Origin of the sequence: Advenella mandrilli (genome assembly GCF_016595155.1) — a bacterium.
Taxonomy (GTDB): Bacteria; Pseudomonadota; Gammaproteobacteria; order Burkholderiales; family Burkholderiaceae_B; genus Advenella; species Advenella mandrilli.
Genome location: NZ_JAENGP010000009.1, coordinates 1 through 23,605, shown reverse-complemented (window position 1 = coordinate 23,605; position 23,605 = coordinate 1). Strand labels below are relative to the sequence as shown.

Sequence of the window (23,605 nt, the reverse complement as noted above, 5' to 3'; positions counted from 1 at the left end):
GAATATAAGCAGCTTGCCGTCCTTAAAACATTGGCCAGAGGGGGGCTAGGTTAAAATAGGTCTTGGTTTTATGAACAGGAGAAGGGCTCATGCTGGCGCAACGCTACAAAGAAGTTAAAAACAGGGTGGAACAGGCTTGTATAAAGGCCGGTCGTGAACCCGACAGTGTACGGATATTGCCGGTTAGCAAAACCTTTGGGCCCAATGTACTGCAAGAAGCCATTAATGCCGGCCTGCGCCGTTTTGGTGAAAATAAAGTGCAGGAAATGAAGCAAAAGGCCGAGGTGTTTTCAGAATACCCCATTGACTGGGTCATTATTGGTTATTTACAAACCAACAAGGCTAAAGAGGTTGCCCGTTATGCGTCTGAAGTCCAGTCAATGGATAGGCTGGACCTGGCGCTGGCACTTGATAAACGTCTGCAACTAGAAAACCGGACGCTTGATGTGCTGGTGCAGGTAAAAACCAGCCCGGAACAAACCAAAACCGGCATGCCGGTCGACGTGGTACCCGCCTTTTTGCAGGAATTGAAAGCCATGCAAACGCTTCGTCCTGTGGGGCTCATGACGATTGCGGAAAACAGCGATTCTGAAGCAACAGTGCGGGCCTGTTTTGCGGCGCTGCGTCAGTTAAGGCAGCAATGCCAGGACCAGACGGGCCTGGCCCTGCCTACGCTTTCCATGGGCATGAGCGCTGATTTTGAATGGGCCATCCAGGAAGGCTCTACCGAAGTCAGGATAGGCTCGGCCATTTTTGGCCACCGCGACTATGCCTGACCCGGGCTAGTTGCCGTAGTGTTGCAGGCCTTTCAGGTCTTTTACGCAGATGGCCCCGTATTGCACGCTTAACAGGCCGTCTGCCTCCAGCTTTTTCAGGGCCTGGTTGGCCCGCTGGCGCGAAACCCGGGCCAGGTAACCCAGTTCTTCCTGGGTAATTTCCATTCGGTTGCTAATGCCCGGATACAGGCGCGAGTTACACAGTTCTGCCAGGCAGCGCGCAACACGGGCATCAGCATTTAACAGGCGGTCGTGTTCGGCCTTGCCCACAAAGTGCCCCACCCGCTCGTTAAGCAAGTGCAGCAAATAGCGGTTAAAGGGAATGCTATTGTCCAGCAGCCATTCAAAGGTATGGGCGGGCATTTTGGCAATGGTGGAATGGCGCAGCGCAATAATGTCATATTTGCGCTGTTCTTTTTTAAGCAGGCTGCCTTCACCTACCCAGCCCCCTGACGGAATGCCAATAAGTGCCGCCACCTTGCCATCGGCATTGCCCACCGAGATGCGGACTAACCCTTCAACCACCCCAATCCAGTGACCGGAAAGCTCACCTTTGCGCACAATCATGGCGCCAGGTGGATAGTGATGAACGTTAATATCCTGCTTAACCCGCTTTTGATGCTCGGGAGCCAGAAGCGGAAACCAGCTTGAAAAATGAGGAGCAAATTCTGTCATAAGGACTTACCCTAGAAGCGATTAAAATGTCACTATAGAGACAGTTAGATTACATTCAACAGGCTAACTTTGCAATACATTAAAAAAATAATTAAACAAGATTGATTCATCCGATTTGTTTTCAGTTTAAAGATATTGGCAATAAACGGAATAAAACGGAACAAGTCGTACTAGAGACATAATATTCAAGGAGACAACATGGCGAACGCTGTGTATGGTGCTGGTTCAGAAGCGGGTCTGGACACATTTCCTGCCTTGCTGTTGCATCACGCGAAAGTTCGCGCTGACAAGCCGGCATTGCGTGAAAAAGATCTGGGAATTTGGCAAACCTTAAGCTGGGCCCAGGTGGCCAGCGAAGTCCGGCAAACGGCTTGCGGCCTGGCTGCATTGGGGGTAAAAAAAGGTGATCATGTGGCGGTGGTGGGTGAAAACCGTCCCCGCCTGTACATGGCCATGATGGCGGCCCAGTCGCTGGGGGCGATTCCGGTGCCCATGTACCAGGATGCCGTGGCGCAGGAAATGGTTTATGTGCTGCAAGACGCCGGTGTGCGGGTGGTGGTGGTTGAAAACCAGGAACAGGTGGACAAAATGATCGAGATCCAGCCGCAGGCGCCTGATCTGGCTCATGTAGTTTACGATGATCCGCGTGGCTTACGCCACTACACCGACGAATTGCTGCTGTCATGGGAAAATCTGCTGGAAAAGGGGCAGGAATTTGAAAACGCCAGTCCCGACTTTTATATAAATACGGTGCAAAGCCTGTCGCCCGATGATACGGCCGCCATGTTTTATACCTCGGGTACCACTGGCAAGCCTAAAGGGGTGGTGCTAACCCATCATGCCCTTATCGACCGTGCCCGGGTTATTCAGAAGCTTGAAAACCTGACCGATAAAGAAGAAGTGCTGGCTTACTTGCCACCCGCCTGGATTGGCCAGAATATGTTTTCGTACACCCAGTTGCTGGTAACCGGTTTTACCGTGAATCACCCCGAGTCACCTGCTACCGTGTCTATCGATATGCACGATATTGGGCCAAGCTATTATTTTTCTCCCCCCCGGGTGCTTGAAGACTTGCTAACCCAGGTCATGATCCGGATGGAAGACGCGAGTCGCCTTAAAAAGGCCATGTACAAGTCATGTATGGCATTGGCCAAACGGGTGGGTACCCGTATCCTTGATAAAGAGCCGGTAGGCCTGTGGGACCGCTTCAAGTATGCGCTGGGTGACGTCATGGTTTATGGCCCATTGCGCAATGCGCTGGGCATGAGCCGGGTGCGGGTGGCGTATACGGCCGGTGAGGCGATTGGCCCCGACCTGTTTTCTTTTTATCGTTCTATTGGTATTAACTTAAAGCAATTGTACGGTTCTACCGAAACCTCGGTGTTTGTGTGTGTGCAAAGTGATGGCAATGTTAAGGCCGATACCGTGGGGCCGCCCGTAGAGGGGGTAGAACTGCGGATTGCCGACAATGGCGAGGTGCAAATCAAAAGCCCGGGCCTGTTTAAAGAGTATTACAAAAACCCCGAGTCCACCCAAGAGTCTTTTACCGAAGATGGCTGGTATCACACGGGCGACGCCGGGGTGATTGATGCCAACGGGCAGCTTAAGATTATTGACCGGGCCAAGGATGTGGGCAAGTTAAGAGATGGCCGCATGTTTGCCCCTAAATATGTTGAAAACAAACTGAAGTTTTTTCCTTATATCAAAGAGGTGGTGGCGTTTGGGGCAAACATGGATTTTGTGTGTGCCTTTGTGAATATAGACCTTGAGGCGGTGGCCAACTGGGCCGAACGACGTGGCCTGGCTTATGCCGGTTATACCGATCTGGCCGCAAAATCCGAGGTTTATGACCTGATTGCCGATTGTATTAACCAGGTCAATATTGATGTGGCTAGTGATGAAATGCTGGCCGGATTGCAAATTCACCGCTTTCTGATTTTGCATAAAGAGCTTGATCCTGATGATGGCGAGCTGACACGTACTCGTAAAGTGCGGCGGGCTTTTATTGCCGAGAAATACAAGGTCCTGATCGATGCCCTGTTTGAGGGTAAGAAAAATCAGTTTATCGAGACCGAAGTCAAGTTTGAGGATGGCCGGACGGGAAGGATTTCTGCCGATCTGAAAATTGCCGAAGGCAAAGTGGTTGATGTCAAGTTGAAGAAGGCTGCCTGAGAATGATGAACGAAAGAGAAAAGCAGATTGGTGACGTGATATTGGATATGCAGGGTATTTCCCTGTCATTTGGGGGCGTCAAGGCGCTAACCAATATTTCGTTTAATGTTAAAGAGCATGAAATTCGCGCCATTATCGGCCCTAACGGTGCCGGTAAAAGTTCAATGCTAAACGTGATTAACGGGGTCTATGTGCCGCAAGAGGGGGGCATACAGTTCAGTGGCAATCATTTCAACCGGATGACGCCGCGCCGGGCTGCCGAAATGGGTATTGCGCGAACTTTCCAGAACCTGGCCCTGTTCAAGGGGATGAGTGTGCTGGACAACATCATGACGGGCCGCAACCTGCGCATGAAAAGCGGCATCCTGTCACAGGCATTTCGGGTTTTTGGTGCTGAACAAGAGGAAATCAGGCATCGCGAGTTTGTGGAAAACATTATCGACTTCCTGGAAATTCAGGCTTTTAGAAAAACGCCGGTGGGGCGCTTGCCTTATGGCCTGCAAAAAAGGGTCGACCTGGGGCGGGCACTGGCCATGGAGCCGCGTCTGCTGCTGCTGGATGAACCCATGGCAGGCATGAATATCGAGGAAAAACAGGATATGAGCCGTTTCATTCTGGATGTGAACGATGAATACGGCACCACGATTGTGTTGATCGAGCACGATATGGGGGTTGTGATGGATATTTCGGATCGTGTCGTGGTGCTGGACTATGGCAAGAAAATTGGTGATGGCACACCGTCCGAGGTTCGTGCAAATGAAGAAGTGATTCGTGCCTATCTGGGCGTAGAGCATTGAGGGCAATATGGGATATTTCTTGGAAACTTTATTTGGTGGCTTAATGAGCGGCATGTTGTATGCGCTGGTTGGGCTGGGTTTTGTACTTATTTTCAAGGCATCGGGGGTATTTAACTTTGCCCAGGGTGCCATGGTGCTGGTGGCGGCCCTGTCAATGGCACGGTTCTCAAGCTGGCTGCCTCAGTGGCTGGGTTTTGAAAGCATGTGGCTGGCCAATATTCTGGCCTTTGTCATCAGTGCGGGGTTAATGGTGGTTATTGCCTGGCTGGTAGAGCGGCTGGTATTACGTCACTTGGTTAATCAAGAGGCCACTACCCTGCTAATGGCTACCCTGGGCATTAGTTATTTTCTGGATGGATTTGGCCAGACCTTGTTCGGCAGCTCGGTGTACACCATTGATGTCGGCATGCCCAAAGACCCGGCTTTTATTCTGGATAGTTTGTTCGAGGGCGGCATTTTAATCAACCTGGAAGACCTGACGGCGGCGGCGATTGCGGCGGCCCTGGTGGCGGCACTGGCCCTCTTTTTCCAGTATACGTCTACCGGACGGGCTTTGCGGGCGGTGGCCGATGATCACCAGGCGGCACAATCCATTGGTATTCCCCTTAACCGTATCTGGGTCATTGTATGGGTGGTGGCCGGTATCGTGGCCTTGGTCGCGGGCATTATCTGGGGCTCCAAGTTCGGGGTGCAGTTTACGCTGTCAACAGCAGCGTTGCGGGCTTTGCCGGTGGTTATTCTGGGTGGCCTGACATCAATTCCCGGTGCCATTATTGGTGGTCTTATTATTGGCGTGGGTGAAAAAGTGTCAGAAGCCTATCTGGGCCCTTATCTGGGGGGCGGCATTGAAATCTGGTTTGCCTATGTATTGGCGCTCACATTCCTGCTGTTCCGTCCGCAAGGTTTGTTTGGCGAAAAGATTATCGACCGCGTATAGCGGGCAAGCGTAAAGGAAGTACATCATGTTATATCGTGAAAATGGGCAGTTCAAGACAAGTTACCGGGCCGATCAGCAGATCTTTCCCATTCGGCAGGACCGGGTCTTAATGGTTTTGTTGCTGGCATTTGCCTTTCTGGCGGTGCCGGCCCTGGCCAGTGAGTATTTGTTAAGTGGCGTTGTCATTCCTTTTCTGATCCTGTCGCTGGCAGCGATCGGCCTGAATATTCTGGTGGGCTATTGTGGCCAGATTTCACTGGGAAGCGGTGCCTTCATGGCGGTGGGTGCCTATGCCGCTTGGAATTTCGGGGTGCGTTTTCCCGAGATGCCGCTGCTGGTGCAAATTCTGCTGGGCGGCTTCTTTTCCATGTTGGTGGGTATCGTTTTCGGTATTCCCAGCCTGCGTATCCGGGGCCTGTATCTGGCGGTTGCCACCCTGGCGGCCCAGTTCTTTGTAGACTGGACTTTCCTGCGGATTCCGTTCTTTACGAACTATTCCTCTTCAGGCAGTGTGTCGGTGCCACCACTGACATTTTTTGGCCTTGACGTGCAAACACCGGTACAAAAATATCTGTTCATCCTTTTGTTGGTGGTAGTGATTGCCCTGTTGGCCAAAAACCTGGTGCGCAGTGCGATTGGCCGTGAATGGATGGCGATCCGCGATATGGACGTGGCCGCTTCGGTCATTGGTATTCGCCCCATGTATGCCAAGCTGAGTGCCTTTGCCGTCAGCTCGTTCATTATTGGAGTATCGGGTGTGTTGTGGGGTTATATGCATCTGGGCTCATGGGAGCCGCTGGCGTTTGACCTGAACCGTTCTTTTCAGCTTTTGTTTATGGTCATTATTGGTGGCTTGGGTTCTATTGTTGGCAGTTTTTATGGGGCGGCTTTTATTGTGCTGCTGCCCATTTTACTTAACCGGATTCCCGCCATGATGGGTATTCCCATTGCGGTAGATACCGCTGCGCACATTGAGCATATGGTATTTGGCGCATTAATTGTTTTTTTCCTGATTGCAGAACCGCATGGCCTGGCAAGGTTGTGGAGTATTGCCAAAGAGAAGTTGCGGATATGGCCTTTCCCACACTAAAACAGTTTAAGGTTAACTTAAATTGTCATTCATAAAAAATAGCATGTATCAATTTCTTCGGAGGAGACCGATATGAAATTAAGCTTTAAATCCATCACGGCAGCCCTGGCAGTTAGTGGCGTATTGGCGACTATTCCCTTGCAGGTGCAGGCGGCAGATGAGCAGTTTGTTCCTTTGTTTACCTATCGTACGGGCTCATTTGCTCCCCTTGGTATTCCATGGGCTGATGGCAAAATTGATTACCTGAAACTGGTTAATGAACGTGACGGGGGTATTAATGGTGTCAAGCTGGCTTTTGAAGAGTGCGAAACCGCTTATGCCACCGACCGTGGTGTCGAGTGTTATGAGCGCCTGAAAAACGCCAAGGGTGGCGCTTCCGGGTTTGACCCGCAATCCACCGGGATTACGTTTGCGGTGTCCGACAAGGCGCCTATTGATAAGGTGGCGATTGAAACCGTGGGTTATGGTCTGTCGCAATCGGCCAATGGCAGTGTATTCAAGTGGAACTTCCCGCTGTTGGGTACTTACTGGACCGCAGCCGATGTGATGATTCAGGATATTGCCAAGAAACTGGGCGGTGAAGATAAGCTCAAAGGCAAAAAAATTGCCCTGGTTTATCACGATTCCCCTTATGGCAAAGAGCCTATTCCATTGCTGAAGGCCCGTGCCGAAGCCAATGGCTTTGAACTGCAACTGTATCCGGTAACGGCTCCCGGGGTAGAGCAAAAGTCAACCTGGTTGCAAATCCGCCAGAAACGACCTGATTACGTGCTGCTCTGGAGTGCCGGCATCATGACCCCAACCTCTATTCGAGAAGCTCAGTCTACCGGTTATGCACGTGACAAGATCTATGCCATTTGGTGGGCCGGTTCAGAAGGTGACGTGAAAGACCTGGGGCAGGTTGCCAAGGGCTATAACGCCATCACCATCCATAACACCGGTGAAAGCAAAGGCAAAATTTACGATGACCTGAAAACCCATCTGTATGACAAGGGGCTGGAGTCTGGTAAAGATACCAAGGGTTCACTGGCCTATAACCGTGGCATGGTGATTTCCATGTTGCAGGTAGAGGCCATTCGCGCTGCCCAGGAAAAATTTGGCAAGGGCCAGCATATGACGCCCGAGCAGGTGCGTTGGGGCTTCGAGAACCTGGATCTGACCGAAGACCGCCTGAAGGAAATTGGTTTTGACGAAATGTTGCGTCCGGTAAAAACTACCTGCCAGGATCATATGGGGGATGACTGGGCCCGTATCGTGCAGTGGGATGGTAACAAGTTCAATGTGGTGTCCGACTGGTATCAGTCTGACAAGCAGTATGTTGATCCACTTGTAAAATCCGAAGCCGAAAAATATGCCAGCGAGAAAAAAATCACACCGCGTGATTGTGCTGCCGAGTCGTAAGTAAATCGTAGTGCTTCGGGAAGTTGTATGCCCGGTTGCCGTATTGTGCATATACGGTAGCCGGCGTTTGTGAGTGCAGCTTCCCACCTGACTTCAGGAAATTTGTATGGAAACGAAACAAGAGGCACCAAAGGCCTTATTAGATGTGAATGGTATCGAGGTTATTTATAACCACGTTATTCTGGTGTTGCGAGGGGTATCGCTGGTGGTTCCCGAGGGCAAGATTGTTGCCTTGCTAGGTGCTAACGGCGCCGGTAAAACCACCACCTTGCGTGCCATTTCCAATTTGCTCAAAAGCGAGCGTGGTGATGTGACCAAGGGAAATATCCATTACAAAGGAGAGCGGATTGATAGCCTGACGCCTGCCGACCTGGTCAAGCGCGGGGTTATTCAGGTTATGGAGGGACGGCATTGTTTCGGGCACCTTAGCATCGAAGAAAACCTGTTGACCGGTGCTTACACCCGAACCGCGAGCAAGGGGGAAATTGCCGCTTCGCTGGATATGGTGTACCAGTATTTTCCGCGTCTGAAACAACGCCGCACCAGCCAGGCCGGTTATACCTCGGGGGGCGAGCAGCAAATGGCTGCCATTGGCCGCGCCTTAATGGCAGATCCCAAAATGATTCTGCTTGATGAGCCCTCGATGGGGCTGGCGCCGCAAATTGTTGAGGAGATTTTTGAGATCGTGCGTGACCTGAATACCCGCGAAGGCGTTAGCTTCCTGCTGGCCGAGCAAAACACCAATATTGCCCTGCGTTATGCCGATTATGGTTATATCCTGGAAAGTGGCCGGGTGATGATGGATGGTAAGGCCGATGAGCTGGCCAACAATGAAGATGTCAAAGAGTTTTATCTGGGCATTGAAAGTGGTGATCGCAAAAATTTTAGGGATACCAAGTTTTATCGTCGTCGCAAACGCTGGTTGGCCTAGGAGCTATGATGAGTGAGTTTTTTGATGTATTGGAGCATCGCGATGCCGATGCACGTGAACAGGCCCTGTTTACCGCCTTGCCCCAAGCCCTGAAAACGGCAATGGAACGGGCCCCCGCGATTGCCGAACAGTTGCAGGGCATTGAAGTGAGCGGGGTGCATAACCGGGTTGCCCTGGCCGGTTTGCCGGTGATTCGCAAGACAGAGCTGCTAGAGCAGCAATTGGCTAGACGCAACAGTCTGTTGGGTGTTGCCAAACAGCCGGGTGATGAAATAAATCGTGTTTTTGGTGGTTTTTCTACCATTGGCTGGGGGCAGGCCCTGCGGGTGTTTGCTTCGCCCGGACCTATTTTTGAACCCGAAAGTGCCCGTGGCGATTACTGGCGTTTTGGGCGAGCCCTGTTTGCGGCTGGTTTTCGTAAGGGCATGCTGGTTTATAACTGTTTTTCCTATCACTTTACGCCAGCGGGCTCTATGTTTGAAACCGGTGCCCATGCCCTGGGATGTACGGTTTTCCCCGGGGGTATCGGGCAGACCGAGATGCAGGTGCAAAACATCCGCGACCTGGCGCCCGATGGCTATACCGGAACGCCCAGTTTCCTGCGCATGATCCTGGAAAAGGCCGATGCCATGGGAGTGGTTCTGCCGTCCTTGAAACGCGCCCTGTTTTCTGGCGAGGCGTTTCCACCGTCCTTGCAGAAATGGTTTGCCGAGCACGGCATTGAAGGGTACCAGGCTTATGGTACTGCCGACCTGGGCCTGATTGCCTACGAGACGCCTGCGCGTGAGGGCCTGGTGGTGGCCGAAGATATTATTCTGGAAATCGTGCGTCCGGGTACCAATGAGCCAGTACCCGAGGGCGAGGTGGGTGAAGTGGTGGTGACTACGCTTAACCCCGATTATCCGCTGGTGCGTTTTGGTACCGGTGACCTGTCGGCGATTATTGCCGGCCCTTCGGCATGTGGCCGTACCAATAAGCGTATCAAGGGCTGGATGGGCAGGGCTGACCAGACCACCAAGGTGCGGGGCATGTTCGTGCACCCTAAACAGGTGGCGCAGGTGGCCAACCGTTTTTCGCAGGTTCAGCGGGCGCGGCTGGTAATTAGCGGGGCAGTGGGGCATGACCAGATGAGCCTTTGGGTTGAAGTGGCGCCCGGTGCCGTGTCTGAAGACTTGAAGAAATCATTGGTGGATACCGTGCGCGATGTCACCAAGCTGCGGGCGGAAATCGTGTTTGAGCAGCCCGGCCAATTGCCTAATGATGGCAAGGTGATTGATGATGTCCGGTCTTACGAGTAATGGGTAATGTGCCCAAACCGGCACCTTAAGCACAGGGTGCCGGTTTTGCAATTAAAAACGGGCCGGGGTGGCGATCATTCAGGTGTGATCATTACGTTAATACAGATAACTGGATTGACAGTTGTTGTTCGGTATGGGAGTATTACGCGATAAAGTGTTACATTGACGATTATCTCGCCTGATGCCTCTAAAACAAAAAAATTTCCGTTTCTCAAGTTCGCCACCAGAAGGTCTGTAACCATGCCACGTATTGTTATGCTTTGGCTGGTTACCGTAATGCTTGCTGGCTGTGCCAACGCACCATCCGTTTATGCGTTCGGGTCGTATTTTCCTTCGTGGCTGCTTTGTGCCTTTATTGGCATTATTGGGGCTGTGGTGGTTCGCGTGGTTTTTATTCGACTGCAGCTCGACGACGCCTTGCCGCTTCGCCTTCTGGTCTACATTTGTGTGGCCCTCATCATTGCCATCGCTACCTCGCTGGCATTTTTCTCTACCTGATCCATGAGTCACCCCACTTCTCCCAACAAGTATAAAACTGTGGCCAGATTGGTTGCGGTTATCATCATTCTGGCTGCCGTTGCGTTGGTCCTCTTTTATCAATTAAAAAACAGCCCATTGTCGGAAGATGCCATGTTGCAGGCCGATGTGGTTAACATTAGTACGCCTGTGGCGGGTCGTGTCGAGAAGTTTTATGTGGCTGAAAACGGCAAGGTCAAGCGTGGTGATCTTTTATTTACCCTGGACCCAACGGTTTACCGTTTACGTGTAGAACAGGCCGAAGCCGAGCTTAAGGTGGCCATGGCGGCCCGCGATACCCAACGTCGCGCGATTGAAGCCGAGCGTTCCAACCTGGCTATTGCCAACGAACAGGTTGAACGGGCACTTTCAAACCTGAGCCTTACCGAGAAAACACTGGAAAGACTCATTCCCTTGAACAAGAAGGGTTATGTGACCACTCAGCAGGTTGATGACGCACGAACCTTGCATCGCGATGCCCAGGTTAGTCTTAGGCAGGCACAAGCCCAGGCCCAGGCGGCAGAAAGCCTGGTTGGCAACCTGGATGCGGCCGATGCCCTGGTCCAGGTGAGTCAAAGTGCCCTGGCCATTGCCCGGCGCGCGCTGGCCGATACGCAAGTATATGCGCCTCACGATGGGCTTGTGGTGGGGCTGTTGGTGTCAGCGGGTGAGTACGTCGCGCCCGATCAATCCCTGTTTACCTTGATTAATACCGAACAATGGTATGCCACCGCTTTTTTCCGCGAAACCGAGTTGATGGAACTCAAGCCTAATGCCTGCGCGCTGGTTTATGCGCTGGCCGACCCCTCGGTCACTATTAAAGGCAAGCTTGACAGCATCGGCTGGGGCGTGAGTTCTATGGATATGATTGATTTGCCCCGTACCCTGCCTATCGTGCAAAAATCCCTTAACTGGGTGCGGGTGGCGCAGCGTTTCCCGGTTCGGGTACGCCTTGAAAATGCCCCCGAAAACCTGTTGCGCGTTGGCGCATCGGCCGTGGTGGTAGTAAAAAAGCATGACGACGACTGCTAAACGCTTCTGGCCGGTCGTTCTGAATACCGCTAAGCATGACCTGCGTCCATTTGATGGGCGTCTGGCCATGGCCTGGCGGGTTGCCGCCCAATGCGCGCTGGCAGCCTTTGTGTTCATGACTTACGGCATCCCGTTGGCGGCCATCGGGTGTTATTTAATCCTGTTCTTGATGAAACCCGATAGCGCCGAAAATACCTTAATGGCGATTGGTTTGACGGTGTTGGTGGCACTGGTGGTGGTAATGCTGCTTTATCTGGTCCGCTGGACGATTGATGACCCCATGTGGCGCATCGTGGTTATTGCCGTTGGTTCTTTTATCTTCCTGTATCTTGGTGCAGCCAGCCAATTGGGAGAAATTGGCAGTGTGCTTGCTTTGGTAGTGGCTTTTGCCATGACCTTGCTGGGCGATGTTCCTTTCGGCGAGGCCGCCACGCGTGCGTTGCTTTATGCCTGGTTGATGACCGTGACACCCATGGGCATTATTGTGCTCTTCAACCTGTTTCTGGGTCGCTCGGCGGTACGCTTGCTGAAATCAGAACTGGGGCAAAGGCTTGAAATGGTGGGGCGGGTGCTTGAACAGGCAACGGCTGCTGATGATTTGCATGCGCTGCTGAACGAAGGCAATGAAGCCCTGAAAAAACGAGCAGGGAATATCAAGCTGTTGCATTTGGTCTCTACCGCTCAAACCCGCTATTTGAATGTGGCGATTGATGAATCGTATCGCTTGATGCTTGCCGTTGTAACGCTGGCCGGCAGTATACCCGAACAGCAGCGCGCCGAACTGGCTGCGCAATGTCGTCTGGCAGCCCAGGCAGTGGCAGAAGGGTGCCCGCCCGGTACGCCTTCTGAATATACCAATACGTATGGAACGGGCCCTGCCGAAGCAGCCAGGCAGGCGCTGGATACGCTGCTGGGCCGTTGCGCCCTGCCGGTAGTGCAAGCCCCTAAAGTGTCCTTTTTCTTCAAAGACGCACTGACCAATCCGAATTATGTGCGATTCGCCCTGAAAACCACAGCGGCTGCCATTATTAGCTATCTGGTCTATGAAGCGATCGACTGGCAGGGTATTCATACGGCCATGATTACCTGTTATGTGGCGGCGCTGGGGACCACTGCCGAAACCGTGCACAAACTAACGCTGCGGATTATTGGCTGCTTGATCGGTGCTGCCATGGGGGTCGCTTCCATTCTGTTTCTGATTCCTCACATGACCAGTATTGGCTCGTTAATGGCGCTGGTTTTTGCCGGCATCTTGGTGGCCGGATGGGTGTCTTCAGGTAGCGAACGGATTGCCTATGCAGGCATCCAGATTGGCTTGGCATTTTTGCTAACCGTACTGCAGGGTTTTGGCCCTGACATTGAGATGTCTGCCGCGTCTGATCGTGTGGTGGGTATTTTGCTGGGCAATCTGGTGATGTACCTGGTTTTTACCCGGGTTTGGCCCCTTGCCATTGCCACGACGGTGAATGACAAGCTAAGCGATGCCCTTGATGGGCTTACCCAAATTCTGGGTGCAGACTCCACCCGGCCAGCCACTATGGATCAGGTCTCCAAAGTGGTTGCCACTTTGCATCAGGCCCGTGAAGCGCTTGGCCTGTCAATGTTTGAACCGCGAAACTTACGGCAGGATGATGAAACCATTTTGCGTCTGAAAACGTTGATAGCGCGCGCCGACGCGCTGTGCCCCGTTATTGCTTTCAAGCCAGCAGGCACTTCTTCAACGTCTGCCCGCGCCCTTAATGAGATTAATCAAATGAAGCAATTACTAAGCCAGAGCCAAGGATGATAAAACAGCGTTACATGCCTACCCGATCCCGTCCGCTTTCTTTCTCCCGGTTGCTTGTTTTGGCCATATTGGCGGCTTTGTCGGGTTGTGCCAGCGATGCCTTAAACCTGGCACCGGCTGCGCCAGACACACCGTGGAAACCTGCCCCGCAAGATACAGCCTCATCCGACAACACGTCTGGCAAGCTTGACATGCCTCCGGGCTTTAGCGTGCCTGCCGTGCCCGAGGCATCGGTTTTGCCTGCCGCACCGGCTATTAACCCAGGGCGGGTTTATGGCCTTCCCGAACTGATTGATATTGCCCAGCAGGAAAATCCCGACACCCGCCTGGCGTGGAACCGGGCCCGGCAAGCCGCCCTGGCGGTTGGTGTGGTCGAGACAACATTTTTGCCACGATTGTCTGCCAACGTGATTAGTGGCTGGCAAAAAACCCATACACCGCTTCCGCTGCTTCCTGGCAACCGCAGCATCAATACCGAATTGCATGGTGTGGTGCCGGCATTGGCACTGGAATGGCTGATTTTTGATTTCGGGCAACGAAAGGCGATTGCCGAAGGTGCGCGGCAGGCTTCTTTTGCAGCCAATGTGCTGTTTAATGGTGCCCACCAAAAAATCATTCATGATGTGACGCATGCTTATTACCAATATGGCGGGGCACATTCCCAAACTGTGGTTGCCGCCCAGGCCCTGAAAAACGCCCACCAGATAGCCAAGGCGGTGGAAGGGCGCCGTAAAGCCGGTCTTGCCACGGTGCTAGAGACGGCCCAGGCCAATCAACAAGTGGCTCAGGCAAAGCTGCGGCAGGTCACGGCACAAGGCAATCAGCAAATTGCCTATCAGGCCTTGCTGGCTGCTGTGGGTTTGCCCGCCACCATGGATATTAAAGTCAGCCCGCCGCCCAAACATGCTTTGCCGGGTACCAATTCAACACTCACCGATGAAGCCATCCGGATGGCGATTTCCCGGCGCCCTGATGTACTGGCCAGCTATGCGGCCATGAAAGCCAGTGCACAGGGCATTACCGCCGCCAAGGCCGAGTTCTTGCCCAAAGTTTATCTGGGTGCGGTGGCCGCCCACAATCGTACCAATTTTGATGTACGTGGTTTGCCGAGCCTGAGCCAGCAAACCGGCTCAACCAGTGTGATACTGGGGGTAACAATACCGCTATTTGATGGCGGCCTTCGTTCGGCACGCCTGCAAGACGCCCGTATCCAGGCGGCCAGTGCGGCTGATGTGTTCCAGAAATCCCAGCAGGCGGCGATGCGTGAAATGATTACCGCGTCTGATATGTTGCGTACCGCGTTGGCCAGCTATCAGGCGGCTTCCGAGCTGGTCAGGACCGCAAAGACAACGTATGATGGCGCGCTGGAAGCCTACCGTCATGGTTTGGGCACCGTGACGGCGGTTACCATGGCCGATACCGGTTTTCTTGATGCCCAACAGGCCCGCATGGATGCCAGAACCGCATCCCAGGCAGCGGCTGCCAACCTGGCATTTGTGATGGGTGACATGACTTCATCACGCGAAAGCTGGATTGAATAGGGGGCGTTGCCATGCGTTGGTTTGGTGACAGCGTTAGCGTGATCGTCCTGCTGCCGGGGTGGCGGATTGGTCAAACAGGAAGCAGTCTGGTATAATCGTACCTCTTTGGCACCTGTGTGGTGCTGCTTTGGTGCCGGTTATGGTGCCTTTTTGGTACTCATCATTAGCTTGCCTAACAGGCAGCTGTCTCTAGGGTGTTTTATTTAAATGTTAAATATTTAAAGCCTAAATATTTGTAATCACGTTTAAAAAACAGCCTTTTCTTAAGACGATAATAATAATTAAAAAAACAAATGCGCTAGCTCGTATAGCGTGTTGTCGTCGCTTATTATTACATGGAGTTTTATTTTGGCTAAAACAAAAATTGCTATTTTAGGTGCAGGTCCCAGTGGTTTGGCACAATTGCGTGCTTTCGAGGCTTTACGTAAAACCGGTGTCAAGGATCTCCCTGAAATTGTCTGTTACGAAAAACAAAACGATATTGGTGGCATGTGGAATTACACATGGCGCACCGGCCTGGATAGAAACGGTGAACCGGTACATGGCAGTATGTACCGTTATTTATGGTCTAACGGACCGAAAGAGTGCCTGGAGTTTGCCGACTACAGTTTTGATCAACACTTCAATCAGCCGCTTCCTTCATACCCGCCACGTGAAGTCCTTAAAGATTATATTATGGGGCGTCTGGACAAGCGGGCCATTTTTAATTATATCCGTTTCGAGTGCCCGGTTCGCTGGGTTACTTTCAGTGAAGAAACCCAGCTGTTCACGGTTACCGTCATGAACCATAAAACCGGAGAGCAGGAAACCGAAGAGTTTGATTACGTGGTTGTTGCCACCGGTCACTTTTCGACGCCCAATATGCCTTACTACCCGGGCATGGAGCAATATCCGGGGCGTGTCTTGCATGCGCACGATTTCCGCGATGCGCTGGAATTTGAAGGGCAGGATGTGTTGCTGGTGGGCGGCAGTTATTCCGCCGAAGATATTGGTTCTCAATGCTATAAATATGGCGCAAAAACCGTAACGATTAGCCATCGCGGTGGTTCGTTTGGTTACAACTGGCCCGAAAATGTGAGCGAAAAACCCGGCCTTGATCATATCGATGGTAATGTGGTTCACTTTACCGATGGCAGCACACAGGCTTTTGATGCCATTATTATGTGTACGGGTTATCTGTTCCATTTTCCATTCCTGCCCGATGAATTGCGTCTGGATACGCACAATTGCCTGTATCCCGATAATCTTTATAAAGGTATCTTTTTCCAAAGCAATCCCAAACTGATCTACCTGGGCATGCAAGATCAATGGTTTACTTTTAATATGTTTGATGCCCAGGCGTGGTATGCACGTGATGTGATCCTGGGGAAAATTCAATTGCCCGATGAGGCAAGCCGTCGTAAAAATATGGACGCATGGCTGCAACGTTATGAACAGTCAAGTACAGATAGCCAATGTATTGATTTCCAGGCCAGTTATATCGATGAGCTGGTTAGCGCCACAGATTATCCGGAGTTTCCTGTGCACCAGCAAGCCGAGCTGTTCAAGCAATGGCAGGAAGACAAAAAAGCCGATATCATGGGTTTTCGCAATAAAATTTATCGTTCAACCATTACTGGCACCATGGGGGCACAGCTGCCCAGGCCTTGGCTGGACATCAAGGATGATTCCCTTGAGGGCTTTATGTCTTTGAAGTTTGAAAAAGTTATCTGATTGATAAAATAAGGTTGGCCATGGCCAACCTTATTTTTTTCAGGCGTTTTCTTTGGCCTGCTTCCTGATTTTGGTCTTGATGCGATTTTGTTTCAGGCTTGAAAGATGTTCAACAAAAACTTTGCCCATTAAATGGTCCAGTTCGTGTTGCACACAAACGGCCAGCAGGCCATCGGCATCAAATGTGTATTCTTCGCCTTTTTCATTTAACGCCTTTACCTTGACTTCGGCCGCGCGTTCCACCTTGTCGTAAATGCCCGGCACCGACAGGCAGCCTTCTTCATAAACCTGGGTGTCATCGCTTTTCCAGGTAATTTCAGGGTTGATCAGTACGCGAAGTTCGTTGCCTTCTTCTGAAATATCAATGACCACAATACGCTCATGAACATCAACCTGGGTGGCCGCCAGGCCTACGCCGGGTGCGTCATACATGGTTTCGGCCATGTCTTTGACGAGTTGGCGAATTCGGTCGTCCACCTGTTCAACAGGCTTTGCCACTTTGTGCAAACGTGGATCGGGGTAATGAAGAATAGGTAGTAATGCCATAAAATAAAATGTTGGTTCAAGTAAAAGACGCGCTTTGCCGGTTGGTAAAAGTATTTGCCGGTATAAGGGCTTAGAGGCGTCAAAAGGTATTTGGTTCAGGTAAACGTGGCGGACGGGAATCCGGGCACGCTGATAATAACGATATTATAGGCAAATTTTGCGGGCTGCTAATATCAGCCCTGCCTTAAGCGGGTGATTTCTTTATGCCCGGTCATGGCCCGGAAATGTCCTTGTGATTGCCAGGCAGACCAAATTGTCCGTTTTCTTTGCTGCTCATTACTAAATAGTGGCACACTGTTATATTTCAAGCCCTTGTTGGGGACAGACTTTCCCGGTGTAGTGGCACGGTAAGATAATGCTTATTTCATCCTTGTTTTTTAAATGTCATTTATGAATTCTGAAGAAGAATTGCAGGCTTGGCTCAGGCTAACCCTTGAGCCGGGCGTGGGCCCGGTAACGGCCCGGCAGCTACTGGCGGTTTTTGGTTTGCCAGATCAGGTGTTTGCCGCCTCGGTTAGCCAGCTCATGAAATACCTGCCACAAAAATTGGCGTTGCAACTGGCGGGAGCACCCGAACCGGGAATTCAGGCGTTAATGAACAAAACCTTCGAGTGGCTGGCCCGGCCCGGCCATTACATTTTAACGCTGGCCGATCCTTTGTACCCCAAAGCGCTGTTTGACACCCACGATCCGCCCATCCTGTTATATGTGGATGGTCATCCCGACGTGCTGGCCTTGCCTGCCATTGCCATGGTGGGGGCGCGTAATGCTACCCTGGGAGGCAGTGACAATGCCCGTGCCTTTGCCAAATATCTGGCGGCTCAGGGCTGGTGCGTGGTTAGCGGGCTGGCCCACGGCATAGACACCGCCGCTCATGAAGGCGCGTTACAGGCGCCTGCGGGTACCGGTAGCACGATTGCGGTCATGGGCACGGGCATCAACCGGCTGTATCCGGCAGCCAATAAGAACCTGGCCCTGCGCATTCGTGACCAGGGGGCCCTTATTTCAGAGCTGCCGCTGGATACCCCCGCCGTGGTGCACCAGTTTCCGCGTCGCAACCGGATTGTGGCGGGTTTGTCCAAAGGGGTGCTGGTGGTGGAAGCGGCCAAACAAAGCGGGTCGCTTATTACCGCCCGCCTGGCCGGCGAAATGGGACGCGAGGTGTTTGCGATTCCGGGGTCGATTCATTCCCCCTTGTCACGGGGCTGTCATGCCTTAATCCGCCAGGGCGCAAAACTGGTGGAAACGGCTATGGATATACAGGAAGAGCTGGTGGGTGCCCCAGGAAGTAAGGTAAAGGCTGGCACGGGAGGCGCGATGAAAGCGGGTGCGGTGCCTGGGCCTGGTAATGACTTTGTTCCCGATCCCGAACAGCGTCGTTTACTGGAGCGAATGGGGTTTGAGCCCTTAAGTCTGGATGCCCTGGTTAACGATTTGCATATTGATGTGTCCCAGGCAAGTAGCCTGTTGCTGGCCTTGGAGCTGGCGTCCTGTATTGTGCGTTTGAAGGATGGACGATATCAGCGTGTGCGCTAGGCAGTTCAGACTATAATGAAAAGTTGGAAATAGCCGTTTATTGGCCTGGATTATTATTTTTAAAATTAGCAATCAAAAGGAAGGAAGACAGTCATGGCATTGCCCGGTAAAGTAAAAATTGTAGAAGTAGGCCCACGCGATGGTTTGCAAAATGAGAAAGAATTCGTTCCTACCGACATCAAGGTGGCGTTGGTTAACCAGCTTAGCGATGCCGGTTTTCTTAATATAGAGGCTACTTCGTTCGTGTCGCCCAAGTGGGTGCCGCAAATGGCCGATGGCACCCAGGTGATGGAAGCTATCAAGCGCCGTGAAGGCACGATTTATTCGGTGCTGACGCCCAATATGCGTGGCTTTGAAGGTGCCGTGGCGGCCAAAGCCGATGAAGTGGTTATTTTTGGTGCGGCCAGCGAGGCTTTTTCACAAAAAAACATTAACTGTTCCATTGATGAATCCATCGACCGTTTCGAGCCGGTGGCCCGGGCGGCCAAAGAGGCCGGTATCCGCCTGCGCGGCAGTATCAGCTGTGCGCTGGGTTGCCCCTATCAGGGCGAGGTGCCGCTTGAGTCGGTGGTGCATGTGGCCCAACGCATGATTGCCCTGGGCTGTGATGAAATTGATGTGGCCGATACGATTGGCGTCGCCACTGCCGCCCAGGTTTACCGGGTGATGTCGGCGGTTACCGAAAAGGTTGATCCCCGGTTGGTTTCGGGGCATTTTCATGATACCTACGGGCAGGCGCTGGCTAATATTTATGCTTCTTTGCAGGCCGGCATTTCAATTTTCCATTCATCGGTAGCCGGGTTGGGTGGTTGCCCTTATGCCAAGGGGGCAACGGGCAACGTGGCAACCGAAGATGTCCTGTATATGTTGCAGGGCATGGGCATTGAAACCGGTATTAACCTGGATGACGTTATTACAACCGGCCAGTGGATTTCCGATTACCTGCAACGCCCCAATGCCAGTCGTGCCGGCAAGGCCCTGGTTAATAAACGTGCCGCTGTTTGTGCCTGATACTCTGCGTGTCCTGTTGTAAAAGATGGGGCATAGGCCGGGCAGGCGGCAAGTCTGTCCGGCTATTTAATGCGGGTCAAAGTGGGTGGTAATATCTAAAATATCTTCATCCACCATGGCCCGTCGACAGGCCTCTTCAGAAATCTCATGGCCCTCTGCAATGGTCATGTTGGCGGGCAGTTCAAGGTGTACTTCCACTAAAATCATATCGCCCATTTTGCGGGTTTTAAGGTCATGAATCCCCAGCAGGCCAGGGGTGCCCGCCAGCTTGTCATGAATGCGCTGGTAGGTTTCGGCGTCAACCGAACGGTCTGTCAGGTCATTCAGGGTAGACCAGATGAATTTAAGGCCCATGCGGGAAATCATTAAACCCACAATAAGGGCGGCAACCGGGTCGGCCCAGGTAAAACCGGCCATGTTGGCCAGAATGCCGATGGCCACAATTAAGGATGAGGCGGCATCAGAGCGCGAATGCCAGGCATTGGCCACCAGCATGGAAGAGCGTACTTTTTCGGCCTGTTTAAGCAAATACCTGAAAAGCAGTTCTTTACCTACCAGGGTGGCGAGGGCGATGATAAGGGCTGAATAGTGTACCAGGGCAATAGACTGTCCGCTTTGCACGCTTTTGCCTGCCGCCCAGATCATTTCAACGCCCACCAGCAACAATAAAATCCCTATGCCCAGCGAAGCCAGGGTTTCAAAACGCTGGTGCCCGTATTGGTGGTTTTTATCGGGCCCTTTATTGGCGTGTTTATTGGCAAACAGCACGGCAAAATCAGACACCAGGTCGGACAGGGTGTGAACCGCATCGGCAATTAAGGCCTGGGACTGGGCGATAATGCCAATAATAATTTGCAAGACCGACAGGCTGAAGTTAACCGTAACACTGACCCAGGTACTAACGCGGGCTACCCTGACACGTTCATTGTTTTGGGCCATGGTAGCGCCCGGCTTTTTTGCCGTGGGGTGGTGGTGGCCGGCCGAATCGCGGTATTTGGGGTCGGAATGGGGTAATGGACTCATAATAATTGATGCAATGGCTGAAATTGACGGAGCGTATCAACGGTAATGACCGTTGCGCTGATTTATTTACTTTACCCGAATCCGTCGGGTATAAGCGTTGATGGAACGGATTAACCGTATGTCGTGAGTTAAAATCGTTATCATTCAGGATTGTTTGCAGGAAGATAAAAAATTATGCGAGTTGTATTTGCCGGTACCCCCGAGTTTGCCCGCCTGGCCTATGAGGCGATTATTAAGGCGGGGCACGATGTCCCGTTGGTGCTGACCCAACCCGATCGTCCTTCGGGCAGGGGGCTGAAATTAACGCCCAGCCCGGTTAAGCAAGAGGCCGTGGCGCAAGGAGCGCAGGTATTGCAGCCGCAAAGCCTGCGGCTTGACGGTAAATACCCCGATGAAGCCAGGCAGACGCAACAGGTGTTGCAGGCGCTGGCCCCTGATGTCATGGTGGTGGCGGCCTATGGGCTTATTTTGCCTCAATGGGTACTGGATTTGCCCAAATATGGTTGTCTTAATATTCATGCCAGCCTGTTGCCGCGCTGGCGGGGTGCAGCCCCTATTCAGCGCGCCATAGAAGCCGGCGATGCGCAAACCGGGGTGGCGATTATGCAAATGGATGCCGGGCTGGATACCGGTGACGTGTTGCTTGAAAAACGCGTTGATATTACTGATCAGACCGCTGCCGTGTTGCATGAGCAGCTGGCCACCATGGGCGCCGAATGTATTACCGCTGTATTAGGCAAGTTGGGTACGGGTGAGCTGAAGCCCGTGGCCCAGCCTGAAGCAGGGGTGACGTATGCCGCCAAGCTGGAAAAGTCCGAAGCGCCTATTAATATTAACCAGGATGCCCAAACCATTGCCCGCCGCATTCGGGCTTTTAACCCGGTGCCTGGGGCAACCTTGCTGCTGCCAGGCCTGAAAGATCCGGTTAAGGTATGGCAGGCAGTAGCGTTACATGAGGCTACCAGCGCAGAACCCGGCACGGTATTGCGTGCCACGGCCGACGGGGTGGATATTGCCACCGGGCAGGGTGTGCTGCGTTTGCTTGAGTTGCAAAAGGCAGGGGGCAAGCGACAGCCGGTTGCGGTGTTTGTAACGGGCTGGAAACCCTGAACGCATGAAAACCGGTATTTTGTTTTCAAAATATTTTTTGATTGGTGTGTTGAATACGCTAATTCACTGGGGTGTCTTTTTCCTGGTGTATGCGGTGTTGGGCGCTAATCAGGCAGTAAGTAATTTTGTGGCCTTTTGCATTGCCGTAACCTTCAGTTTTTTTGTTAATGCCAAGTTTACGTTCAAGTCCAATGCCAGTTTACGGCGTTATTTATTGTTTGTGTCATTCATGGGGGCGCTTTCCATTCTGGTTGGATGGGGCGCTGATGCTCTGGGAGCCTTGCCCATTATCACGCTGGTGTTTTTTTCAGGTGTCAGCCTGGTGCTTGGGTTCATGTACTCAAGATACATTGTTTTCAGGCCTTGACATCCTCCCCTCCCTCTCGCTAACGCTCGGCCCCAAGGGGCCAAGGAAGGGGATTCCTACCGTGTTCAGCCCACAGAGGCCAACTCACCTCGGTGGGTTCCTGCTGCTGGCGACCTGACTGCATCACTCACTTCACAGGCGAACCGGGCGTGTCCCGCCCTTAAAACATTAATCGCACCGACTATATCGGCATGATTTTCAAATCCGCACTCAACGCAATGAAATTGGGCTTGTGTCTGGCGATTATCTTTGGAGACATGACCGCAACAAGGGCAAGTCTGGCTGGTATGATGCGGTGGTACGGCAATCAGCCAGCCACCATTCCATGCCGTCTTGTATTCAAGCTGTCGTCTGAATTCTCCCCAGCCCTGATCCAGAATGGATTTGTTCAAACCCGATTTGGCTTTCACGTTGTTACCGGGCTGCTCGCGGGTGCCGGACGCTGAACGGGACATATTCCGTATCTGCAAATCTTCAATCACGATCATGGCGTGGTTTTGGCTGATCTGGCTTGAAGCCTTATGCAGAAAGTCCTTGCGGGCATTAGCAATACCGGTATGTAGCTTCTGAATTTTGGCCCTGGCCTTTTTCCAGTTACTGCTGAATTTCACTTTACGGCTCATGGCCCGTTGATAGCGGGCAAGCCGTACCTGGTACTGCTTGAAACGGTTGAGCGGTGCAATATAACTGCCATCGCTTAACGTGGCAAAACGGGCAATGCCCATATCAATGCCAATGGTAGTAGTCGCTTTAGGCAGGGGCTGGTCTACTTCCCGCTCGGTCTGGATGCTGACAAACCATTTACCTGCTGACTGGCTGACGGTGACATTTTTGACCTTGCCCTGAACGTTCTGGCTGTTGCGATAACGTATCCAGCCCAACTTGGGCAAAAATACCCGGCTATTGCCTTGCTCCAGCTGAATGCCTTGCGGGTAGCGGAAGCTGTCAGCACGGCCTTTTTTCTTGAAGCGGGGAAAATCAGCCCGTTTTTCAAAGAAGTTTTTGTAGGCCCGTTCCAGATCCTTCAAGGCCTGTTGCAAAGCCTGGCTGGGGGTGTTATTCAACCAATGGGTTTCCGCTTGTTTTTTCCAGGCAGTCAGTACCTTGCACAGCTCGGCATAACCCAGTTTCTTTTCACCCGCTTTATACCTTTCCTGCTGCAAGTGCAATGCCTGGTTATACACATACCGACAGGAACCGGCAAAGCTGCGCATGGCGCGCTGTTGCTGCCCATTGGGCATGAGTTCAAATCGGTAGGCTTGGAGACGTTGCATGGGTTTAGTATAATTGAAACAGAAAAGAGTGCAGGAAAATGGTGTCCTTCGGACCCTGTGCTATCCATCCCCA

The 23,605-nt window shown here is 52.3% G+C and carries 21 protein-coding genes; 17 read left to right on the top strand and 4 right to left on the bottom strand.

Features of this window, described 5'->3' with window-relative positions; genetic code table 11:
- Window positions 1–89: 89 nt before the first annotated feature.
- Window positions 90–776 carry a YggS family pyridoxal phosphate-dependent enzyme gene (locus tag JHL22_RS08610; RefSeq protein WP_200236020.1) on the top strand — a complete coding sequence of 229 codons (687 nt, stop codon included), beginning with the start codon at window positions 90–92 and terminating at the stop codon, window positions 774–776.
- Between the two features lie 6 nt (window positions 777–782).
- Here JHL22_RS08610 and JHL22_RS08605 read toward each other — a convergent pair whose 3' ends face one another.
- Window positions 783–1,451 carry a Crp/Fnr family transcriptional regulator gene (locus JHL22_RS08605; protein WP_200236018.1) on the bottom strand — a complete coding sequence of 223 codons (669 nt, stop codon included), beginning with the start codon at window positions 1,449–1,451 and terminating at the stop codon, window positions 783–785.
- Between the two features lie 198 nt (window positions 1,452–1,649).
- Between JHL22_RS08605 and JHL22_RS08600 the strand changes: the two genes are divergently transcribed.
- From JHL22_RS08600 to JHL22_RS08545, 12 genes are all read left to right on the top strand, one after another.
- Window positions 1,650–3,623 (top strand): AMP-dependent synthetase/ligase, encoded by a 1,974-nt coding sequence (locus JHL22_RS08600; RefSeq protein WP_200236017.1) that lies wholly within the window; start codon window positions 1,650–1,652, stop codon window positions 3,621–3,623.
- A 2-nt stretch (window positions 3,624–3,625) separates the two neighbouring features.
- On the top strand, window positions 3,626–4,420 hold the full coding sequence (locus tag JHL22_RS08595; protein ID WP_200236016.1) for an ABC transporter ATP-binding protein: 795 nt from the start codon (window positions 3,626–3,628) through the stop codon (window positions 4,418–4,420).
- 7 nt (window positions 4,421–4,427) lie between these two features.
- Entirely contained in the window at window positions 4,428–5,357 is a 930-nt protein-coding gene (locus JHL22_RS08590; protein ID WP_200236015.1) for a branched-chain amino acid ABC transporter permease, read from the top strand.
- A gap of 25 nt (window positions 5,358–5,382) precedes the next feature.
- Window positions 5,383–6,447, top strand: a complete 1,065-nt coding sequence (locus tag JHL22_RS08585; RefSeq protein ID WP_200236012.1) for a branched-chain amino acid ABC transporter permease — start codon at window positions 5,383–5,385, stop codon at window positions 6,445–6,447.
- A 72-nt stretch (window positions 6,448–6,519) separates the two neighbouring features.
- The gene (locus JHL22_RS08580) at window positions 6,520–7,848 is read left to right on the top strand and encodes an ABC transporter substrate-binding protein (RefSeq protein ID WP_200236010.1); all 1,329 of its coding nucleotides are present in this window, start codon (window positions 6,520–6,522) and stop codon (window positions 7,846–7,848) included.
- A 106-nt stretch (window positions 7,849–7,954) separates the two neighbouring features.
- Window positions 7,955–8,779 carry an ABC transporter ATP-binding protein gene (locus tag JHL22_RS08575; RefSeq protein WP_200236008.1) on the top strand — a complete coding sequence of 275 codons (825 nt, stop codon included), beginning with the start codon at window positions 7,955–7,957 and terminating at the stop codon, window positions 8,777–8,779.
- Window positions 8,780–8,787: 8 nt separating this feature from the next.
- Window positions 8,788–10,077, top strand: coding sequence for a phenylacetate--CoA ligase family protein (locus tag JHL22_RS08570; protein WP_200236006.1), 1,290 nt, complete (start codon window positions 8,788–8,790; stop codon window positions 10,075–10,077).
- Window positions 10,078–10,317: 240 nt separating this feature from the next.
- Window positions 10,318–10,575: a YtcA family lipoprotein gene (locus JHL22_RS08565; protein WP_200236004.1), complete on the top strand. Its 258-nt coding sequence runs from the start codon at window positions 10,318–10,320 to the stop codon at window positions 10,573–10,575.
- Window positions 10,576–10,578: 3 nt separating this feature from the next.
- Window positions 10,579–11,625, top strand: coding sequence for a multidrug transporter subunit MdtN (mdtN, locus tag JHL22_RS08560; protein WP_200236002.1), 1,047 nt, complete (start codon window positions 10,579–10,581; stop codon window positions 11,623–11,625).
- A complete protein-coding gene (locus JHL22_RS08555; RefSeq protein ID WP_200236000.1) occupies window positions 11,609–13,411 on the top strand; it encodes an FUSC family protein in 1,803 nt (600 codons plus the stop codon). Before mdtN ends, JHL22_RS08555 begins: the two co-directional genes overlap by 17 nt.
- Window positions 13,412–13,425: 14 nt before the next feature.
- Window positions 13,426–14,952, top strand: a complete 1,527-nt coding sequence (locus JHL22_RS08550; protein ID WP_200235998.1) for a TolC family protein — start codon at window positions 13,426–13,428, stop codon at window positions 14,950–14,952.
- 348 nt (window positions 14,953–15,300) lie between these two features.
- Window positions 15,301–16,665: a trimethylamine monooxygenase gene (locus tag JHL22_RS08545; protein ID WP_200235996.1), complete on the top strand. Its 1,365-nt coding sequence runs from the start codon at window positions 15,301–15,303 to the stop codon at window positions 16,663–16,665.
- A gap of 39 nt (window positions 16,666–16,704) precedes the next feature.
- Here the strand turns inward: JHL22_RS08545 and def are convergent, their stop codons facing one another.
- Window positions 16,705–17,211: a peptide deformylase gene (gene def, locus JHL22_RS08540; protein WP_200235994.1), complete on the bottom strand. Its 507-nt coding sequence runs from the start codon at window positions 17,209–17,211 to the stop codon at window positions 16,705–16,707.
- A 381-nt stretch (window positions 17,212–17,592) separates the two neighbouring features.
- Here def and dprA point away from each other — a divergent pair, with 381 nt between their 5' ends.
- Window positions 17,593–18,747 carry a DNA-processing protein DprA gene (dprA, locus tag JHL22_RS08535; protein WP_200235992.1) on the top strand — a complete coding sequence of 385 codons (1,155 nt, stop codon included), beginning with the start codon at window positions 17,593–17,595 and terminating at the stop codon, window positions 18,745–18,747.
- A 93-nt stretch (window positions 18,748–18,840) separates the two neighbouring features.
- Entirely contained in the window at window positions 18,841–19,758 is a 918-nt protein-coding gene (locus tag JHL22_RS08530) for a hydroxymethylglutaryl-CoA lyase (RefSeq protein ID WP_200235989.1), read from the top strand.
- Between the two features lie 66 nt (window positions 19,759–19,824).
- Here the strand turns inward: JHL22_RS08530 and JHL22_RS08525 are convergent, their stop codons facing one another.
- The gene (locus JHL22_RS08525; protein ID WP_329610656.1) at window positions 19,825–20,781 is read right to left on the bottom strand and encodes a cation diffusion facilitator family transporter; all 957 of its coding nucleotides are present in this window, start codon (window positions 20,779–20,781) and stop codon (window positions 19,825–19,827) included.
- A 174-nt stretch (window positions 20,782–20,955) separates the two neighbouring features.
- Here JHL22_RS08525 and fmt point away from each other — a divergent pair, with 174 nt between their 5' ends.
- Both fmt and JHL22_RS08515 read left to right on the top strand, forming a co-directional pair.
- A complete protein-coding gene (fmt, locus tag JHL22_RS08520) occupies window positions 20,956–21,891 on the top strand; it encodes a methionyl-tRNA formyltransferase (RefSeq protein ID WP_200235987.1) in 936 nt (311 codons plus the stop codon).
- A gap of 4 nt (window positions 21,892–21,895) precedes the next feature.
- Window positions 21,896–22,258, top strand: a complete 363-nt coding sequence (locus JHL22_RS08515; RefSeq protein WP_200235985.1) for a GtrA family protein — start codon at window positions 21,896–21,898, stop codon at window positions 22,256–22,258.
- A 65-nt stretch (window positions 22,259–22,323) separates the two neighbouring features.
- Here the strand turns inward: JHL22_RS08515 and JHL22_RS08510 are convergent, their stop codons facing one another.
- A complete protein-coding gene (locus JHL22_RS08510; RefSeq protein WP_200235983.1) occupies window positions 22,324–23,532 on the bottom strand; it encodes an RNA-guided endonuclease InsQ/TnpB family protein in 1,209 nt (402 codons plus the stop codon).
- Between the last annotated feature and the right edge of the window lie 73 nt (window positions 23,533–23,605).

Excerpts from the sequence above, each read along its gene's own strand:
- JHL22_RS08610 (WP_200236020.1), top strand. The coding sequence starts at position 90 with ATGCTGGCGCAACGCTACAAAGAAGTTAAAAACAGGGTGGAACAGGCT.
- JHL22_RS08605 (WP_200236018.1), bottom strand. The coding sequence starts at position 1,451 with ATGACAGAATTTGCTCCTCATTTTTCAAGCTGGTTTCCGCTTCTGGCT.
- JHL22_RS08600 (WP_200236017.1), top strand. The coding sequence starts at position 1,650 with ATGGCGAACGCTGTGTATGGTGCTGGTTCAGAAGCGGGTCTGGACACA.
- JHL22_RS08595 (WP_200236016.1), top strand. The coding sequence starts at position 3,626 with ATGATGAACGAAAGAGAAAAGCAGATTGGTGACGTGATATTGGATATG.
- JHL22_RS08590 (WP_200236015.1), top strand. The coding sequence starts at position 4,428 with ATGGGATATTTCTTGGAAACTTTATTTGGTGGCTTAATGAGCGGCATG.
- JHL22_RS08585 (WP_200236012.1), top strand. The coding sequence starts at position 5,383 with ATGTTATATCGTGAAAATGGGCAGTTCAAGACAAGTTACCGGGCCGAT.
- JHL22_RS08580 (WP_200236010.1), top strand. The coding sequence starts at position 6,520 with ATGAAATTAAGCTTTAAATCCATCACGGCAGCCCTGGCAGTTAGTGGC.
- JHL22_RS08575 (WP_200236008.1), top strand. The coding sequence starts at position 7,955 with ATGGAAACGAAACAAGAGGCACCAAAGGCCTTATTAGATGTGAATGGT.
- JHL22_RS08570 (WP_200236006.1), top strand. The coding sequence starts at position 8,788 with ATGAGTGAGTTTTTTGATGTATTGGAGCATCGCGATGCCGATGCACGT.
- JHL22_RS08565 (WP_200236004.1), top strand. The coding sequence starts at position 10,318 with ATGCCACGTATTGTTATGCTTTGGCTGGTTACCGTAATGCTTGCTGGC.
- mdtN (WP_200236002.1), top strand. The coding sequence starts at position 10,579 with ATGAGTCACCCCACTTCTCCCAACAAGTATAAAACTGTGGCCAGATTG.
- JHL22_RS08555 (WP_200236000.1), top strand. The coding sequence starts at position 11,609 with ATGACGACGACTGCTAAACGCTTCTGGCCGGTCGTTCTGAATACCGCT.
- JHL22_RS08550 (WP_200235998.1), top strand. The coding sequence starts at position 13,426 with ATGCCTACCCGATCCCGTCCGCTTTCTTTCTCCCGGTTGCTTGTTTTG.
- def (WP_200235994.1), bottom strand. The coding sequence starts at position 17,211 with ATGGCATTACTACCTATTCTTCATTACCCCGATCCACGTTTGCACAAA.
- dprA (WP_200235992.1), top strand. The coding sequence starts at position 17,593 with ATGTCATTTATGAATTCTGAAGAAGAATTGCAGGCTTGGCTCAGGCTA.
- JHL22_RS08530 (WP_200235989.1), top strand. The coding sequence starts at position 18,841 with ATGGCATTGCCCGGTAAAGTAAAAATTGTAGAAGTAGGCCCACGCGAT.
- JHL22_RS08525 (WP_329610656.1), bottom strand. The coding sequence starts at position 20,781 with ATGAGTCCATTACCCCATTCCGACCCCAAATACCGCGATTCGGCCGGC.
- fmt (WP_200235987.1), top strand. The coding sequence starts at position 20,956 with ATGCGAGTTGTATTTGCCGGTACCCCCGAGTTTGCCCGCCTGGCCTAT.
- JHL22_RS08515 (WP_200235985.1), top strand. The coding sequence starts at position 21,896 with ATGAAAACCGGTATTTTGTTTTCAAAATATTTTTTGATTGGTGTGTTG.
- JHL22_RS08510 (WP_200235983.1), bottom strand. The coding sequence starts at position 23,532 with ATGCAACGTCTCCAAGCCTACCGATTTGAACTCATGCCCAATGGGCAG.